Source organism: Richelia sinica FACHB-800, assembly GCF_014698825.1.
In the GTDB taxonomy this organism is placed as follows: domain Bacteria; phylum Cyanobacteriota; class Cyanobacteriia; order Cyanobacteriales; family Nostocaceae; genus FACHB-800.
The window spans coordinates 84,132-102,736 of sequence record NZ_JACJTT010000002.1 but is presented as its reverse complement, the minus strand read 5'-3'; the positions used below and the strand labels follow the sequence as shown (position 1 = coordinate 102,736).

Annotated in this window: 8 protein-coding genes; 6 read left to right on the top strand and 2 right to left on the bottom strand. The window is 44.3% G+C overall.

All coding sequences use genetic code 11. From position 1 onward, the window contains the following. Positions 1-96: 96 nt before the first annotated feature. The 4 genes from H6G73_RS02310 (at position 97) to H6G73_RS02295 (ending at position 11,306) form a co-directional block, all read left to right on the top strand. Entirely contained in the window at positions 97-882 is a 786-nt protein-coding gene (locus H6G73_RS02310; protein ID WP_190601559.1) for a TatD family hydrolase, read from the top strand. A gap of 855 nt (positions 883-1,737) precedes the next feature. After that, complete coding sequence (gene rpoB / locus H6G73_RS02305) at positions 1,738-5,094, top strand: DNA-directed RNA polymerase subunit beta (protein ID WP_190601331.1); 3,357 nt, start codon at positions 1,738-1,740, stop codon at positions 5,092-5,094. A 117-nt stretch (positions 5,095-5,211) separates the two neighbouring features. Further along, positions 5,212-7,089: a DNA-directed RNA polymerase subunit gamma gene (locus tag H6G73_RS02300; RefSeq protein WP_190601330.1), complete on the top strand. Its 1,878-nt coding sequence runs from the start codon at positions 5,212-5,214 to the stop codon at positions 7,087-7,089. Between the two features lie 152 nt (positions 7,090-7,241). Further along, the gene (locus H6G73_RS02295) at positions 7,242-11,306 is read left to right on the top strand and encodes a DNA-directed RNA polymerase subunit beta'' (RefSeq protein WP_190601329.1); all 4,065 of its coding nucleotides are present in this window, start codon (positions 7,242-7,244) and stop codon (positions 11,304-11,306) included. Between the two features lie 133 nt (positions 11,307-11,439). Here the strand turns inward: H6G73_RS02295 and H6G73_RS02290 are convergent, their stop codons facing one another. Next, positions 11,440-11,859: a hypothetical protein gene (locus tag H6G73_RS02290; protein ID WP_190601328.1), complete on the bottom strand. Its 420-nt coding sequence runs from the start codon at positions 11,857-11,859 to the stop codon at positions 11,440-11,442. An 18-nt stretch (positions 11,860-11,877) separates the two neighbouring features. Next, positions 11,878-14,142 (bottom strand): ATP-dependent helicase, encoded by a 2,265-nt coding sequence (locus tag H6G73_RS02285; protein ID WP_190601558.1) that lies wholly within the window; start codon positions 14,140-14,142, stop codon positions 11,878-11,880. A 384-nt stretch (positions 14,143-14,526) separates the two neighbouring features. Between H6G73_RS02285 and H6G73_RS02280 the strand changes: the two genes are divergently transcribed. Together H6G73_RS02280 and H6G73_RS02275 are read left to right on the top strand one after the other, a co-directional pair. Beyond that, complete coding sequence (locus tag H6G73_RS02280) at positions 14,527-17,424, top strand: PAS domain S-box protein (protein ID WP_190601327.1); 2,898 nt, start codon at positions 14,527-14,529, stop codon at positions 17,422-17,424. Between the two features lie 26 nt (positions 17,425-17,450). Further along, positions 17,451-18,572: a hybrid sensor histidine kinase/response regulator gene (locus H6G73_RS02275; RefSeq protein WP_190601326.1), complete on the top strand. Its 1,122-nt coding sequence runs from the start codon at positions 17,451-17,453 to the stop codon at positions 18,570-18,572. Positions 18,573-18,605: the final 33 nt, after the last annotated feature.

The following is an 18,605-nucleotide window of genomic DNA, read 5'->3' as shown; positions in this document are numbered from 1 at the left end:
TTGGATGCCCAAACCGAAAAAACTGGATAAATGAAATGTAGATTTAGACCTACGCTAATGGGTCACGGCTGAAGCCTAATGACTAATCAGCAAATTATGCAGCTTATTGATACCCACGTTCACATTAACTTTGAGGCTTTTCAGCCAGATTTAGCAGCAGTGCGATCACGCTGGCAAGAAGTAGGGGTAGTACAGTTAGTTCATTCCTGTGTTCACCCTGGAGAGTTTGCTAGTATTCAAGCCATAGCACACCAGTTTCCTGAAGTAAATTTTGCCATTGGTTTGCATCCTTTAGATGCTCACAAGTGGCACGACCAAACAGCTACAGAAATTAAAACTTTGGCTCAGTCAGAACCAAAAGTAGTAGCTATTGGCGAAATGGGACTGGATTTTTACAAGGCAGATAACTATGAGCAACAACACGTAGTGTTTGAAGCTCAATTAGGGATTGCTTGTGAACTGAATTTACCGGTGATCATCCATTGTCGGGATGCAGCACCAGCCGTAAAAACAGTGTTGCAAAAATGGCGGGATAGCCAAGGAGAAAGATTGCGGGGTGTCATGCATTGTTGGAGTGGAACGCCAGAAGAAACCCAATGGTTTTTGGATTTAGGCTTTTATATTAGTTTTAGCGGTACAGTTACCTTTAAAAACGCTAAAAATATTCAAGCAGCGGCGAAAATGGTCAGTAGCGATCGCCTATTAATAGAAACAGATTGTCCGTTTCTGTCTCCAGTTCCCAAACGTGGTGAAAAACGCAATGAACCTGCCTATGTTCGTTACGTGGCAGAACAGCTAGCGACACTCCGAGGAGAAACTGTGGAAGCGATCGCTCATCAAACCACCCAAAATGCCTGTAAATTATTCAAATTGGCAATATAAAAATGCCTGATTAACGGCTTTTTTTATCGCTAATTCAAAAATAAGACTCTAGGAGGATAAAAATGTGCTAATATTATTCCCTCCAAAACATTTAGCTTGCGCCATAATGGTAAAGGAAGGAATCCTCCTAAAGCAGAAAAAGTGCTGTTACCAACTTGACTATTCATCAATTCCCTTCAAAGTCAAAATGCCAAATTCAAAATCCTGCAATCGTTAGGAGTCAAAACCCCACATCGGACTATTGACAACCAACAAATGACAGACTTAAGTCGAATTTTGGATTTTTAATTTTGAGTTTCCCAGGGCTTGCCCATTCACCTAATCTCTACAAACGGATGCTCTTACAAGATGACAAATCGTGGCAACCTAGGTTGACTGGACTGCATAACAACAGCAGAAATCTCTGTATAAAACCTATAGAAAATTCTTAAGTGTAATTGCCTTGTGAATAAAACCCACCAAAATAAAACCGTACTGATTCAAAATCAACTCTCACGGATTCAGCAGTTTTGGGTTCTCACTGTGAGTATAGATGAAGTTTTCTAAAGATACAACAGTGAGCATCTGCTTATACTCATAAAGACGCTATTTGGAGGGGAAAGTGAGAAAAGCCAATCAAATAAAGAAACGCTTTTACCATAGGCTCTATTCACCATCAAAATTTCTCACAGAATTTTTGCCATCCTCACTTTCCCAACATAGGGCTGTTACCCCCTTGTCAAAATCTGATACTCCAGATTTAATTGCTGCGGCCAATGAGTGATAGACACAGGGTCACAACCAGCAACCCAGTGACCCGCAAACAGGACAAAGGACAACTGACACAAGTTTAACCAGGTTGACAAAGGTAGAGGCATGACTAACGAAACACTGATGGAACCCGCCTTTCTGTTACCCGATTTAATTGAAATCCAGCGTTCCAGTTTCCGCTGGTTTTTAGAAGAAGGGTTAATAGAAGAACTGAACTCCTTTAGTCCAATTACAGACTATACTGGCAAATTAGAACTGCACTTTTTAGGTCAAAACTACAAGCTCAAAGAACCAAAGTACAGTGTAGAAGAAGCAAAACGGCGGGACAGCACCTATGCAGTACAAATGTATGTACCCACTCGGCTGCTGAATAAAGAAACAGGAGATATTAAAGAACAAGAGGTATTTATCGGTGATCTGCCCCTAATGACAGATCGCGGAACATTTATTATCAATGGGGCCGAGCGGGTTATAGTTAACCAAATTGTTCGTTCCCCTGGAGTTTATTACAAATCAGAAATAGACAAAAACGGACGGCGGACATATTCAGCTAGCTTAATTCCCAATCGGGGAGCTTGGCTAAAATTTGAAACAGACCGTAACGATTTAGTATGGGTACGCATCGATAAAACCCGTAAACTATCAGCCCAAGTATTACTCAAAGCCCTGGGTTTATCAGACAACGAAATCTTTGATGCTCTCCGCCATCCAGAGTATTTCCAAAAAACCATTGAAAAAGAAGGGCAGTTTTCCGAAGAAGAAGCCCTGATGGAGTTATATCGCAAACTGCGACCAGGGGAACCACCCACAGTATTAGGTGGGCAACAACTCCTTGACTCTCGCTTCTTTGACCCCAAGCGCTACGACTTAGGCAGAGTCGGCAGATATAAACTCAACAAAAAACTACGATTATCTGTACCTGACACAGTTCGGGTCTTAACCGCCACAGATATTCTCGCCGCCGTTGATTATCTAATTAACCTGGAATATGACATTGGCAGCATCGATGACATTGACCACTTAGGTAACCGTCGGGTACGAAGCGTCGGTGAACTGCTGCAAAACCAAGTGCGTGTAGGTTTAAACCGTCTAGAAAGAATCATTCGGGAACGGATGACCGTATCCGATGCAGAAGTTCTTACCCCAGCTTCCCTAGTCAACCCCAAACCACTAGTAGCAGCCATTAAAGAGTTCTTTGGTTCCAGCCAACTCAGCCAGTTCATGGACCAAACTAACCCCTTAGCGGAATTGACCCACAAACGTCGTCTTTCTGCCCTGGGTCCAGGCGGTCTGACTAGAGAAAGAGCAGGGTTTGCAGTACGGGATATTCACCCCAGTCACTACGGACGAATTTGCCCCATTGAAACACCAGAAGGCCCCAACGCTGGTTTGATTGGCTCCTTGGCTACCCATGCACGGGTTAACCAATATGGCTTCTTAGAAACACCATTTAGACCAGTAGAAAATGCCCGCGTGCGTTTTGACTTGCCACCAGTCTATATGACGGCGGACGAAGAAGACGACCTGCGGGTAGCGCCAGGGGATATCCCTGTAGATGAAAATGGCTACATTATCGGACCCCAAGTACCAGTCCGGTATCGTCAGGAATTCTCCACCACCACCCCAGAACAGGTGGACTATGTAGCAGTATCGCCCGTGCAAATCGTGTCTGTTGCGACCAGCATGATTCCCTTCTTGGAACATGACGACGCAAACCGGGCACTGATGGGTTCCAACATGCAACGTCAAGCAGTACCTTTGCTGAAACCAGAGCGTCCTTTAGTAGGGACAGGGTTAGAGGCACAGGGTGCAAGAGACTCTGGGATGGTAATTGTCTCTCGTACTGATGGAGATGTGGTCTATGTAGATGCGACAGAGATTCGTGTCCGAGTCAGAGAAAAGAAAACAGAAGATCCTTCCCTCCCCCCAGCATCTGGAACTGCCTCCCCCGCAGCTAAACCTCAAGAAATTAGATATACCCTATCTAAATATCAACGTTCCAACCAAGATACCTGCTTGAATCAGAAACCCTTGGTGCGAATTGGCGAAAAGGTTGTAGCCGGACAGGTATTAGCAGATGGTTCCTCCACAGAAGGGGGTGAGTTGGCACTAGGACAGAACATCATCGTCGCTTATATGCCTTGGGAAGGCTATAACTACGAAGACGCGATCTTGATTTCTGAACGACTCGTACAGGATGACATCTACACCTCCATTCACATTGAAAAATATGAAATTGAGGCGAGACAAACCAAACTGGGACCAGAAGAAATCACCAGAGAAATTCCCAACGTGGGTGAAGATGCCCTCCGGCAATTAGATGAACAGGGGATTATCCGCATCGGTGCTTGGGTAGAATCAGGAGACATCCTTGTGGGTAAAGTGACACCCAAAGGTGAATCTGACCAACCCCCCGAAGAAAAACTGCTGCGGGCAATTTTCGGTGAAAAGGCCAGAGATGTCCGCGATAACTCCCTGCGGGTTCCCAACGGTGAAAAAGGCCGGGTAGTAGATGTACGTTTATTCACAAGGGAACAAGGAGACGAATTGCCACCAGGAGCAAATATGGTGGTGCGGGTGTATGTTGCCCAGAAACGCAAAATCCAAGTGGGCGACAAAATGGCGGGAAGACACGGTAACAAGGGGATTATTTCCCGGATTTTACCGATGGAAGATATGCCTTATTTACCCGATGGTTCCCCTGTGGACATCGTGCTAAATCCCTTGGGTGTACCCAGCCGGATGAACGTAGGACAAGTATTTGAATGTTTATTAGGCTGGGCTGGCTATAACTTGGGAGTCAGGTTTAAAATCACACCTTTTGACGAAATGTACGGCGAAGAATCATCTCGTCGTATTGTCCACGGTAAGTTACAAGAGGCAAGGGACGAAACAAGTAAGACCTGGGTATATAACCCCGACGACCCTGGCAAAATCATGGTTTATGACGGACGGACTGGGGAACCTTTTGACCGACCTGTAACAGTGGGTGTAGCTTATATGCTCAAACTGGTGCATTTGGTGGACGACAAGATTCACGCTCGTTCGACTGGTCCTTACTCCTTGGTGACACAACAGCCCTTGGGTGGAAAGGCGCAACAGGGTGGTCAGCGTTTTGGAGAAATGGAAGTTTGGGCATTGGAAGCCTTCGGTGCAGCTTACACCTTGCAGGAGTTGTTGACAGTGAAGTCAGACGATATGCAGGGAAGAAACGAAGCCCTCAATGCCATTGTTAAAGGCAAAGCTATTCCTAGACCCGGTACTCCTGAGTCCTTCAAGGTATTAATGCGAGAGTTGCAGTCCTTGGGCTTAGATATTGCCGTGCACAAAGTAGAAACCCAGGCAGATGGTAGTTCCTTGGATGTGGAAGTAGACTTAATGGCAGACCAAGCCGCCAGACGCACCCCACCTCGACCAACTTATGAGTCGCTGTCACGGGAATCCTTGGAAGAAGACGAATAACAATGAAAAATTAAGAATTGAAAATTACAAATTGGGAATTTGCCGATGTTAATTTTTAATTCTTAATTCCTTTGTTTGACTCTTTTTTAAATTTTTAATTTTTCATTTTTAATTGTCATGAGATCCGCCCAATCTAATCAGTTTGACTACGTAAAAATTGGTTTAGCATCACCAGAACGCATCCGTCAGTGGGGAGAGCGCACATTACCAAATGGTCAGGTAGTGGGTGAAGTTACCAAACCAGAAACTATCAACTACCGCACCCTCAAACCAGAAATGGACGGCTTGTTCTGCGAGCGCATCTTTGGGCCAGCTAAGGACTGGGAATGCCATTGTGGCAAATACAAACGAGTGCGTCACAGAGGCATAGTCTGTGAACGCTGTGGTGTGGAAGTTACCGAGTCCAGAGTACGCCGTCACCGGATGGGCTTTATTAAACTCGCTGCACCGGTAGCCCACGTTTGGTATCTCAAGGGCATACCTAGCTATATTGCTATTCTCCTGGACATGCCCCTGCGGGATGTGGAGCAAATTGTTTATTTCAACTCCTACGTAGTGCTTGCCCCTGGTAATGCGGAAACTCTCACCTACAAGCAACTCCTGAGCGAAGACCAGTGGCTAGAAATCGAAGACCAGATTTATAGCGAAGACTCCCAACTTATGGGAGTAGAAGTAGGTATTGGGGCAGAAGCTCTGCTCCGGTTATTAGCTGATATTAACCTGGAGCAGGAAGCAGAAAGCCTCCGCGAAGAAATTGGTGGAGCCAAGGGACAAAAACGGGCAAAACTGATTAAGCGTCTGCGAGTGATTGACAACTTTATCGCTACTGGTTCCTTGCCCGAGTGGATGGTGATGTCAGTTATTCCTGTCATTCCTCCAGACCTGCGCCCCATGGTACAGCTAGATGGGGGTAGATTTGCCACCAGTGACTTGAATGATTTATACCGTCGGGTAATTAACCGCAACAACCGCCTAGCGAGGCTGCAAGAAATCCTTGCCCCGGAAATTATTGTCCGTAACGAAAAACGGATGTTGCAAGAAGCGGTGGATGCGCTGATTGATAACGGTCGTCGGGGACGGACTGTAGTGGGAGCCAATAACCGCCCCTTGAAGTCCTTATCAGACATCATTGAAGGTAAACAAGGACGTTTCCGTCAAAACCTACTAGGTAAACGGGTGGACTATTCAGGGCGGTCAGTAATTGTGGTAGGGCCAAAACTGAATATCCACCAGTGTGGCTTGCCCAGAGAAATGGCCATTGAACTGTTTCAACCCTTCGTGATCAACCGATTGATTCGTTCCGGTATGGTCAACAATATCAAAGCGGCGAAGAAGCTCATTTCTCGGTCAGACCCAAGTGTTTGGGATGTGTTGGAAGAAGTGATAGAAGGGCATCCGGTGATGTTAAACCGTGCGCCGACACTCCACCGTTTGGGGATTCAGGCTTTTGAACCGATTTTAGTAGAAGGAAGAGCGATTCAGTTACATCCCCTGGTTTGTCCCGCCTTCAACGCTGACTTTGACGGTGACCAAATGGCGGTTCACGTGCCTCTGTCTCTAGAGAGTCAGGCAGAAGCACGGTTGTTGATGTTGGCTTCTAACAACATCCTTTCCCCTGCCACCGGCAAACCAATTATTACACCCAGCCAAGACATGGTATTGGGGGCATATTACCTCACTGCTGAAAATCCTCATGCTATCAAGGGTGCGGGTAAATTTTTTGCGTCCCTTGATGATGCCATCATGGCTTACGAGCAAGAGCAAATCGACCTCCACGCCTATATTTATGTCCGATTTGACGGCGACGTGGAAACCAACGAGCCAGATAACGAACCCTTGGAAGTAGTGGAAAATACTGATGGTAGTCGCAGTTTGGTGTATAAATTCCGTCGCGTTCGCCAAGATAGCCAAGGCAATTTAATTTCTCAGTATATCCGCACCACCGCAGGGCGCGTGATTTACAACAAAGCGATTCAAGAAGCACTGGCAAGTTAATAAGAAGTATGGCTAACGCCACGCTGCGCGAACAGAAGAATGGCTAACGCCACGCTGCGCGAACAGAATTAAGAACAAGCAGAAATTTACCAAGTCTGATTCTGTAACTCCTGTAACTCCTGTAACTCCTGCAACTCCTGCAACTTCTTCTTATGACTGAAAAAATGGTTTTTCGTAATCGTGTAGTTGACAAGGGTCAACTGAGAAATTTGATTTCCTGGGCTTTTACCCATTGTGGGACGGCGCGGACAGCGGTAATGGCGGATAAGTTAAAAGACCTGGGCTTCCGTTACGCCACCAAAGCGGGGGTGTCTATAAGTGTGGATGACCTGATGGTTCCTCCTTCCAAGCGATCGCTCCTGGAGGCAGCAGAAGAAGAAATTCGTGCCACGGAAGCTAGATACCAACGTGGGGAAATCACCGAAGTAGAACGGTTCCAAAAGGTAATTGATACTTGGAACGGTACTTCCGAAGCTCTCAAAGATGAAGTTGTCACCTATTTCAAACAAACCAATCCCCTCAACTCCGTGTACATGATGGCCTTCTCTGGAGCACGGGGAAATATTTCCCAGGTGCGGCAGTTGGTAGGGATGCGGGGACTCATGGCAGACCCCCAAGGGGAAATCATTGACTTACCCATCAAAACCAACTTCCGGGAAGGATTAACAGTAACGGAATACATTATTTCCTCCTACGGTGCCAGAAAAGGTCTAGTAGACACCGCTCTGCGAACTGCCGACTCTGGTTACCTTACCCGTCGTCTGGTGGACGTTTCCCAGGACGTAATTATTCGGGAAATTGATTGTGGTACCACCAGAGGTTTACCTTTGGGAGCCATGACCGAAGGGAACAAGACTCTGATCAAACTCTCCACCCGATTAATGGGCAGAGTCGTGGCAGCCGATGTAGTTAATCCCCAAACCAAAGAAGTCATTGCCCCCCGCAACACCCCTATTTCTGATGAACTAGCCCTAGCCATTGAAAAGGCCGGAGTTACAGAAGTAATGGTGCGCTCTCCTCTGACCTGTGAAGCGGCCCGTTCTGTGTGCCAACACTGCTACGGCTGGAGTCTAGCCCATGCCAAGATGGTAGATTTGGGTGAAGCAGTGGGGATTATTGCCGCCCAAAGTATTGGTGAACCAGGTACACAGTTAACCATGCGTACCTTCCACACTGGGGGTGTGTTCACTGGAGAAGTAGCCCAACAGGTACGTAGTAAAGTAGACGGCACCGTCAAAATCCCTCGCAAACTCAGAACTCGCAGCTTCCGCACCAGACATGGGGAAGACGCTCTGTATGTAGAAACCAACGGTACCCTGACCATAGAAGGGGACAAAACCCAAGGCACTGGCGAGAGCCAAGACATTCAAGTGACCCAAGGCTCCACCCTGTACGTCAGCGAAGGTAGACATGTCAAGGCTGGACAGTTAATAGCTGAGGTGGCAATAGGTGGACGCACCACCAGGGCCAACACAGAAAAAGCTGTGAAAGACGTAGCTTCTGACCTAGCGGGAGAGGTGAAATTTGCTGAAGTAGTGCCAGAACAAAAAACTGACCGTCAAGGCAACACCACCACCACAGCTGCCAGAGGTGGTTTGATTTGGATTTTATCGGGAGAAGTTTATAACCTGCCCCCCGGTGCAGAATTAGTAGTGAAAAATGGTGATGCCGTAGGTACTACTGGAGTCCTGGCGGAAACCAAATTGACCACCATTCACGGTGGGGTTGTCCGTCTCCCAGAAGCTACCCCTGGCAAGAGTACCAGAGAAATTGAAATCATTACTGCTTCCGTTGTGCTTGACCAAGCCACGGTGACAGTCCAAAGTTCCCAAGGACGTAACAACTACCTGGTAACAACAGCCAACAACCAAGCCTTCAACCTCCGGGCTACCCCAGGTACTAAGGTACAGAATGGACAGGTAGTGGCAGAATTGATTGACGATCGCTACCGTACCACCACTGGCGGCTTTTTGAAATTCGCTGGTGTGGAAGTAGCGAAAAAAGGCAAAGCCAAGCAAGGCTATGAAGTAGTCCAAGGTGGCACACTGTTGTGGATTCCTGAAGAAACCCACGAAGTCAACAAAGACATTTCTCTGCTGCTGGTAGAAGACGGGCAGTTTGTAGAAGCCGGGACAGAAGTTGTTAAAGACATTTTCTGTCAAACCAGTGGGGTAGTGGAAGTTACCCAGAAAAACGACATTCTGCGAGAAGTAGTAGTCAAGCCTGGGGAATTGTTAATGGTGGATGACCCAGAGGCAGTAATGTCTCTCAACGACACCTTTGTCCACCCAGGAGAAGAATTCCAAGGTAGTGTTGTCACCGAACTACGGTACATCCAGTATGTGGAATCACCAGAAGGGCCAGCCCTGTTGAGTCGTCCTGTAGTCGAATTTGCCGTTCCCAACCAGCCTGATGTTCCCTCCACCACCACAGTCAGCCAGCAAACTGGGCGCTCCATTCAGTTGCGAGCAGTGCAGCGAGTGCCTTACAAAGACTCAGAACGAGTTAAATCCGTAGAAGGGGTAGAACTGCTGCGGACTCAATTGGTGCTGGAAATTGAACAGGAAGGCGAGCAAGACCACAACGCCTCACCCTTAGCCGCAGATATTGAACTGGTGCCCGATACCCAAGACCCAGACATCCAAAGATTGCAGTTAGTAATCTTGGAATCCTTGATTATTCGTCGGGATATTGCCGCTGATGCCACCCAAGGTAGCACCCACACTACCCTAGAAGTAGAAGAAGGAATGAGCATCGCCCCTGGTTCTGTGGTGGCAAGGACACAAATCCTCTCCAAAGAAGGGGGGATAGTCAGAGGTGTACAGAAAGGCACAGAGGCGGTACGACGTTGTTTAGTGCTACGTCAAAATGACCTGATCACCATCCCCATCAATAGCCCACCCCAAGTCAAAGCCGGCGACCTGGTAGTAGAAGGTACTCCCATTGCTACTGGAGTATTTGCGGCTGAATCTGGACAAATAGTGGAAGTGAAGAAAGGTGCAGGGGCGCAGGGAAGCAGTGGAGAATCTGCTTTAACTGCTGCCAATTCTTATACTGTTACCCTCCGAGTCGGTCGTCCCTATCGAGTCAGCCCTGGAGCGGTGTTGCAAGTAGAAGATGGGGACTTGGTACAACGGGGTGATAACCTGGTGTTGCTGGTATTTGAAAGAGCCAAAACCGGGGACATTATTCAAGGTTTGCCCAGAATTGAAGAACTCCTAGAAGCCCGGAAACCCAAGGAAGCCTGTGTGTTGGCCCGACGTTCTGGGGAAATGAAAGCTGTCTATGGAGACGGTGACGAAGCGATCGCTATTAAAGTAATAGAATCCAACGGAGTAGTTACCGACTATCCTCTCGGCCCTGGACAAAACCTCATCGTTCCTGATGGCGCTCATATCCTCGCTGGTCAGCCCCTCACCGATGGCCCCTCCAACCCCCACGAAATCCTGGAAATCTTCTTTAGCTTAGGCTCAGAGGATGGAGTTTACGCCTGTGCTAGTCACGCCTTGCAAAAGGTGCAAAACTTCTTGGTGAACGAAGTGCAGATGGTGTATCAGTCCCAAGGTATTGATATTGCCGACAAGCACATCGAAGTGATAGTCCGGCAGATGACCAACAAAGTCCGCATCGACGATGGTGGTGACACCACGATGTTACCTGGGGAGTTGGTAGAACTGCGCCAAGTAGAACAAGTCAACGAAGCTATGGCTATTACTGGTGGTGCTAGGGCCCAATATACCCCTGTGTTACTAGGTATCACCAAAGCATCGCTGAACACCGACAGTTTCATCTCTGCCGCTTCATTCCAAGAAACCACCAGAGTCCTGACGGAAGCAGCCATAGAAGGTAAATCTGACTGGTTGCGTGGTCTGAAGGAAAACGTGATCATCGGACGCTTGATTCCTGCTGGTACAGGTTACAACACCTACGATGAACCCAGCACCATCGACGACTACACCACTGATTTAGGTAGTGGAGTGTTGGATGAAGTTGATGACCCATTGGATATGGTGTTAGATGACCGCACTGCCAAACTTTATAACCTGGATGCTCCAGGCTTGGCAGATGGTAGTTATGGCGGGCCTAGTCGGCGGGATACCAAGTCAATTCTGGATGATGATGAGTTGATTGCTGATGAGGTGCGTGACTTTGTTGATGAAGATGATGAGTATGAAGAAGTAGAAGAAGATGACGATGATGATTTTGATGATGATTAAGGCTGATTAATTCAGTGATTAATTGGGCGCGGTTAAAGCGCCCTTTTTTATTAGTTAGGGTTTTTTATCAAGATTTTTTAGTTTCGCGCCAAGCCGCAAAGACGCAAAGAAGAAGGCAGAAAGTTTTGATAATTCAAAATTCACCCACATTCACCTTAATGCCAGAATCAAGTCTTGGCACTTTTAAATACTCAACTGGTTCGCCAGCTTGGCGATTTTGGTTATTTGTATTTGGGCATTCTTTAAAAAATTTTTCTGGATTATTCAGGTATTCAATGGGGTTGATTTTTGCACATTCTTCTTGGCGAACGACAGGAATTGAGTCTGCTTTTTGTTGTAAGTAATTTTGTGGTGATTCACTCTGCCATTTACTATCAATTGTGGCTGGTTGGGTCAATAAATTTTCTGCTTGATTGCCTTGATTAGTTGTGGTTTGTTCTGGTGTATTAGGATCAGGATTAATAATATTTTGATGATTTTCGTTAGCTTTGGCACTGTATGTCCAGAGAGAAGAAATGATGAACACAGCTAAAGTGACAGTTGGCAATCTCATAATTTGAAACGTCTATGATTAACTAAATTGACGCTTTAAGGCTGTAAATACAGGACAAGGGGCTTGTTCTTGTAAATTCTCTGGTTTACTCCAGGTAAATGGTGCTTTTTGGGCAGCAGACATCCACAGCAATCGCTTGGCTCTAGTCATGGCAACGTAGAGTAAACGATATTCTTCCGCCATTTTTAGGTATTTTGCTTGTTCCCAAGCTTCTCTGACATTGGGTATGTGTTGAGAATCTTGATGGAGTGCGGCGCGGATTTGGGCCCGTGCTACTTCTGATAAGGTAAAGTCGCCTAAAAATTGGCTTTGGGGAGGAACCCAAAATCTACCAGGAATTAAATTTTCATGGAGGAAGGGTAAAAATACATAATCCCAGTCTAGCCCTTTGGCTTTGTGCATGGTAATAATTGTTAACTGTCCTGGTTGGGTGTATTGTTCTTCCACGTTATCGGTTTCTACTGGTTCAAAGCGTTCGGAACTGACGATTTCACTTAAAGTGGAGAGGATAGAACCCATGGAATTATTGCCAGCTATTTGCTGATTTACCCGTTCTGCTAGTTTGTCGGCGGTAGCTAATTCTGCTTGGTCGTAATTTAATGTCAGGGCGAGAAAAGAAATAATTTGATACAAGGGGAGTTCGAGACGAGCGCGGAGTAAGCTGCGGCAAAGATGGGCGGCTTTTTGGACTGATTCTGGTTGAGGTGCGGCTAGGGGACCAGGATAAAGAAATTCTTCTGGTAAACTGGCGAGGGTATTGAGGTCTTGGGTGGGAATTAACTGGCGTTCTACTAAAACATCAAGAGCAGCTTTGAGATAATCGGGGGAGTGGGGGCGATCGCAAAATTGCAATAATGCGAAAATTTCTTGGGGTACATGGGAGCGTCTTTCTCTTTCTCCTACGTCATAAAGTTTAATTTTATGCTCTTTACATATCGGTTCTAAAGCCGCAGCTAACCACCTCCCTTGGCGATTTTCCCTAACTAAAATTGCCCCACGGAACTTTTGCGGGTCTGGGGTAAATAACTCAATGACTCGCTGGGAAATTAGCTCGACTGTGTGGTAAATATCACGGGGTGTATGTAATTCCAAGCCTTTGACCACTGGTGCAGGATTAGCGTCTGTTTGTGGGTCATCTGCATCAACAGGGTGGATGATTTGGTGACGAAATGGGGTTTGTCCGGTTTTAGTTTTGCTTGACCACTGACTATTGACCCACTCCAGAGCAAAATTAGCAGCACTGATAATCATTCTGGTGCTGCGACCAGCTTGATCCATTGTTGCTAGTCGTCCCGACTGTTCACATTGTCGGCAAAAATCTCGAAAATAAATCGGATCTGCGGGGGTGAAGGTGGAATTTATGGCTTGGTTAGGGTCGCCAACACGGACTAAATTCAATAATTCCGGAGTATTATTAATATTTTCAATGTTTTCTCCCTCTCTAGCCAGCATTTCTAATAACTGAGTTTGCAAGGGACTAGAATCTTGAGCCTCATCTTCAAATACGGCAAAAACTTGATTTTGTTCGATGTGACGAGCGTTATCATTTTGGAGCACCCGCAACGCTGCTAAAATCATGTCATCGTAATCAATAAAGTCCTGCGATCGCATCAAGTTTTCATATTGCTCATACAGTCCAGCGGCAATTCGTAAAATGCCATAATCATCTTTGGTTTTTTCACTCCACTTCCTTAAGTCTGTGGGAGCAATGCCAGAACTTTTCGCCTCATGAATGACTGTATAAGCTAAATCTGGCAGGACTTCCGTGCGTAAAACGGATTGCCGGCGTAGTCTTTCGGTTTCTTCACCGTCAAATTCCTGTCCTTCCAGTAAATTTAAATACTGTTCTGCATGATTGCTAATCCACTGTTCCACCGCAGTCCGAATGAAGCGATGACTTTGGTTGGGGGTAATTAAGCTGACATTTTCTAACTGTAAACCTGACAGGTCTGGGTGACGACTGGCGATATTTAAGGCTAAACCATGTAAGGTAAAAACAGCGAAACCTGTTTGTGGTAAAGCTAATTTTCTTAAGTTTTCGCGAATTTTCGCCTTAATATTGGCACATGCTGAACGAGTAAAAGTGACGACTACTAATTGGCGGTGATACTTATTGCCTGTAGTCAGGGAATACTGATAGTGACGAGCTATGGCAATAGCCGCAGCCGCAGCCATACCTGTGGATTTTCCTGCACCAGGAACAGCGGAAACTGCCAGTGGCCCAGATTTCCAGTCAGCCATTTGCTTTTGTCCAGAACGCAAACTATGGCGAATGTCGTTCATCTTTTGCTGTAGATGAGTGAGCAAAAGTGAGTGAGTAGCAATGCTGCTGTCAACAGGTGGCTGAGATAATTCGGAATCTAGAGATTCTGGACTCACACTAGGAGTAAATTTTGATTGTTAATGAAGATGAATAATTAACAGACGGTAGTCCTTATGAACTAGCGTACACCATTCAGTATGGAAAAAATGATTTTCCCTGGACTCATACCTACTACTTCAGCCTAGAAGTCAGCATCAACGGATCTCTTCCCGCAAACTAATGTTACATTGGTTAATGTAAAGATACTTTAAAAAATTTATACCCTAATTAAATTCATAGAGTTCAACAGGGGACTAGGCACTGTTCAATATAAATTCTTTTGATCATGAGTTTTTGATAGGAACATGAATCAGTCATGTCATATTTTTATCATTGATGACTGCGCTACAGATATCGCTGTTTATCGTCAATTTTTAGCGCAAGATAACCAATATAGATATGAAATTTACGTATTTTCCACAGCTTTAGTGGCGTTGGAGCATTGTCAACACACAATGCCCGATTTGATTATTTTAGATTTTATGTTGTCGGATATTAATGGCTTGGAGTTCTTGGGTAAACTCAAGCTAGTCACTGGTAAGGAACAGTTACCAGTGATTATGATTACTCGCTATGGGGACGAAAATATTGCGGTACAAGCCATGAAAGCTGGTGTACAGGATTATCTGGTCAAGGGAAAACTCACCTGTGGTGCTTTTTTGCGTGCTTGTCATACAGTTTTGGAAAGGTTGCAATTCATCCAGCAAATTGCACAGCAGCAGGAACAGCAAAAACTACTAGGAGCGATCGCTTTGCGGATTCGTCAATCTTTAAGTTTGGAAGCAGTTCTGAATACCACTGTTGATGAAGTGCGTAAATTCCTCAAGGCTGACCGGGTACTTGTGTATCGCTTACAACCAAAAAATGGTGGAGTGATTGTGGCTGAGTCGGTGTGGCCAAAATGGCGTAGTTGTTTAAATATCCATTTAGAAGACAACTGTTTCGCTAGGCCAGTATATTCAGAATTAGAGACACCATACCGTTCTGCGGTGACAAATATTCGAGAAGCAGGACTGTCTAGTTGTTATGTTCAGATGTTAGAAAGCTTTCAAGTGAAAGCAAAAATTGTCGTTCCCATTTTTTCCTACACCCAATCATCTGGGAAAGGACATCAACCACCTTGGGGATTATTGATTGCTCACCAATGTTCTACCTCTCGACAATGGCAAGAGTCGGAAATCGAGTTACTAGACCAGTTATCTGTACAAATAGCGATCGCGATTCAACAAGCAGAACTCTATCAAAACTTAAAATATCTCAATACCCAACTAGAAGCCAACGTTCAGGAACGCACCAAAGAATTACAATCCAGTGAGCGCAAATTTCGAGCAATTTTTGAGCAAATATTTCAATACATCTTTTTACTAGACCCTCATGGCTTAGTTGTAGAAGTTAACCAATCTGCAATTGAATATTTACAACTAAACCGGCATGAATTAATTGGTAAACCGTTATGGGATGTGCCTTTTTTTAACCGATTCATCGAATTAAAACAATATTTTCACCAAGGAATCAAAGCTGCCTGTGTAGGTCAAGTGAGTCGCTATGAACTGACTCTGCCTCATGGTGAAAATCGTGAGCAAACTTTGGATTTCTCCATCAAACCGATTCTAGGAGATAAAGAAAAAGTAATTTTTCTACTAGTTGAAGCGCGGGATATTACCCAACATAAAAATGCAGAATCAGCGTTACAAAAGCTGAATCAAGAGTTGGAAATGAGAGTTCAGCAGCGCACTCTTGATATAGAAGCAGCGAACAAACAATTAATACAAGAAATTCAAGACCGGAAAATTATTGAAGCTCAAGTATTACAACTCCAACAACGGCTAGAGTTTCTCCTATTTTCTACCCCAGGGGCAATTTATACTAGCAAAGTAGCTGATGAATATGGACCCACTTTTATGAGTGGTAATGTGACTTCATTGTTTGGTTACGATCCAGCAGAATTCATAACTAATTCAGATTTTTGGTTTGACCATATTCATCCAGAAGACCAACAGCATGTACTGTTTGAATTAGAAAAAATCTTTACTAGAGATAGAATTGCCTTTGAATATCGATTATTAGATAAACAAGGGGTTTATCGCTGGGTATTTGACCAATCGAATCTAGTGCGTGATGAGCAAGGAAATCCTTTAGAAATTATCGGTTATTGGTTAGATATTAGCGATCGCAAACTAGCAGAGTTAGAAATTATTCAAAATCGGGATTTACTCAAAGCAATTTTTAACGAATCCACAGATGCCATGTTTCTAGTGGATGCTAAATCTTTAGCCATTATTGATTGTAATCAAAGAGCAGTAGAACTATTTGAATTTCATAGTAAAGATGAATTGGTTAATACGGAAAGACTGGATCTCCTCAACTATCAATTTAGTACAGAAGAACTGAAGAAAATTTCCATAGAACTAAATCGGGATAGGGTATGGAATCAAGAATTAGAATATACCACCTGCAAAGGTAACTTGTTTTGGGGTAGTTTAGCAGCTAAACAAATTAGCGTTGCTGGGAGAGCAATGAATTTAATTCGGGTGAGTGATATCACCAATCACAAACAAGCAGAGGTACAGATTAAGCGATCGCTCGAAGAAAAAGAAACCCTCCTCAAAGAAATTCACCACCGGGTTAAAAACAACCTACAAATTATCTCTAGCTTACTCAGGATGCAGTCTCGTCGCTCATTAGACTCTAGAACTGCCGTCTTGTTTGAAGAATCCCAAAACCGTGTGCAGTCAATGGCACTAATTCATGAACAACTTTACCAATCACCCAATCTTGCCCAAATAGATTTTCATACCTACATTACCAACTTAACAGACAACTTATTTCGTTCCTATGGCATGAGTCAAGGATTAATTCGTCGGCAAATAGAAACAAACAATATTTATCTTTCTCTAGATGTAGCAGTTCCCTGCGGATTAATTATTAATGAATTAGTCTCTAATTCCCTCAAGTATGCTTTTCTCAATGTGCAAAATGGCAAGGTGACTATTCATCTGCATCCGAATGATGATCATACTGTGACATTAAGCGTGAGTGATAATGGTATTGGTATACCAGAAAATCTTAATTGGGAAAATAGTCGTTCTCTCGGTTTAAGAATAGTTAATAATCTCACCCGACAACTGAAAGGAAATATCCGGTTTGAAAGCAACTGTGGCACAAGTTTTCATATTACCTTTGCTCACAATCATCAAAAATAAACACTTTTATTATTCCCAGGTTAATTATGTCTCCTATTCAAGTTTTGATAGTCGAAGATGAACAACTAGTCGCTGATGATCTGCGAGAAACTCTAGAGGATTTAGGATACAATGTAATTGGGTTAACTGCCACTGGAGAAGAAGCAATTATTGATGCTGAATCCTTGCTTCCTGACTTAGTATTAATGGATATCCGTCTAGCAGGTGAAATGGACGGCATCACCGCAGCTAATGTTATTCAATCCCGGTCGAATATTCCTATCGTCTATCTTACTGCTAATGCTGACCATGCCACTTTAGAAAGGGTGAAAGCTACTCAACCATTTGGCTATATTCTTAAACCTTTTAATGAAAAAATTCTGGCCACAACCATTGAAATTGCCCTTTCCCGTCATGCCGCAGAGGCAGAGGTTCAAAAGGCTTTAGTAGCTGCCCAGGAAGATAAGAAAACAGCAGAATATCAATCTAATTTAAAATCTCAATATCTTTGTATCGCTGCTCATGAATTCCGTAATCCCCTGACAGCAATTAAGCTCGGCACAGAAATCCTCAAACAATATGGTCACAAATTACCGGACCAAAATAAACAAATTCATCTTGATCGCATTGCTTCAGCTACAGAAAGTCTAAATGATTTATTGGATAGTATTCTCACTTTAGGTAAAGCAGAAGTAGGGAAATTAGATTTTCATCCTGAAGGATTAAATTTAGTTGATTTTTGTCAGGAATTAATTAACTCTCTCCAAGCCAATTTAACAAAACAGCATAGTTTACAATTCACTGTTGATGGAGAAATTGATGTTGCCTATTTAGATAAAAAAATCCTGTGGCATTTATTAAATAATCTTCTCTCTAATGCTATCAAATATTCTCCCCGGGGTGGCATAGTCTCCCTTAAACTTTATCGAGCAGAAAATCATTTTTGTTTTCAAGTTCAAGACCAAGGTATTGGCATTCCCCAAGATATACAATCCCAAATATTTACACCTTTTGAAAGAGGTAAAAATGTTGGTCAAATTCCTGGTACTGGATTGGGTCTAGCTATTGTTAAACAATGTGTGGATATCCATGGAGGAGTGATTACAGTTAATAGCATAGTTGGACAGGGAACCACTTTTCTAGTTAAGCTCCCTGAACATTTAAGTTGATTTAAATCACTTCAACATCGTCATTATGGGTTA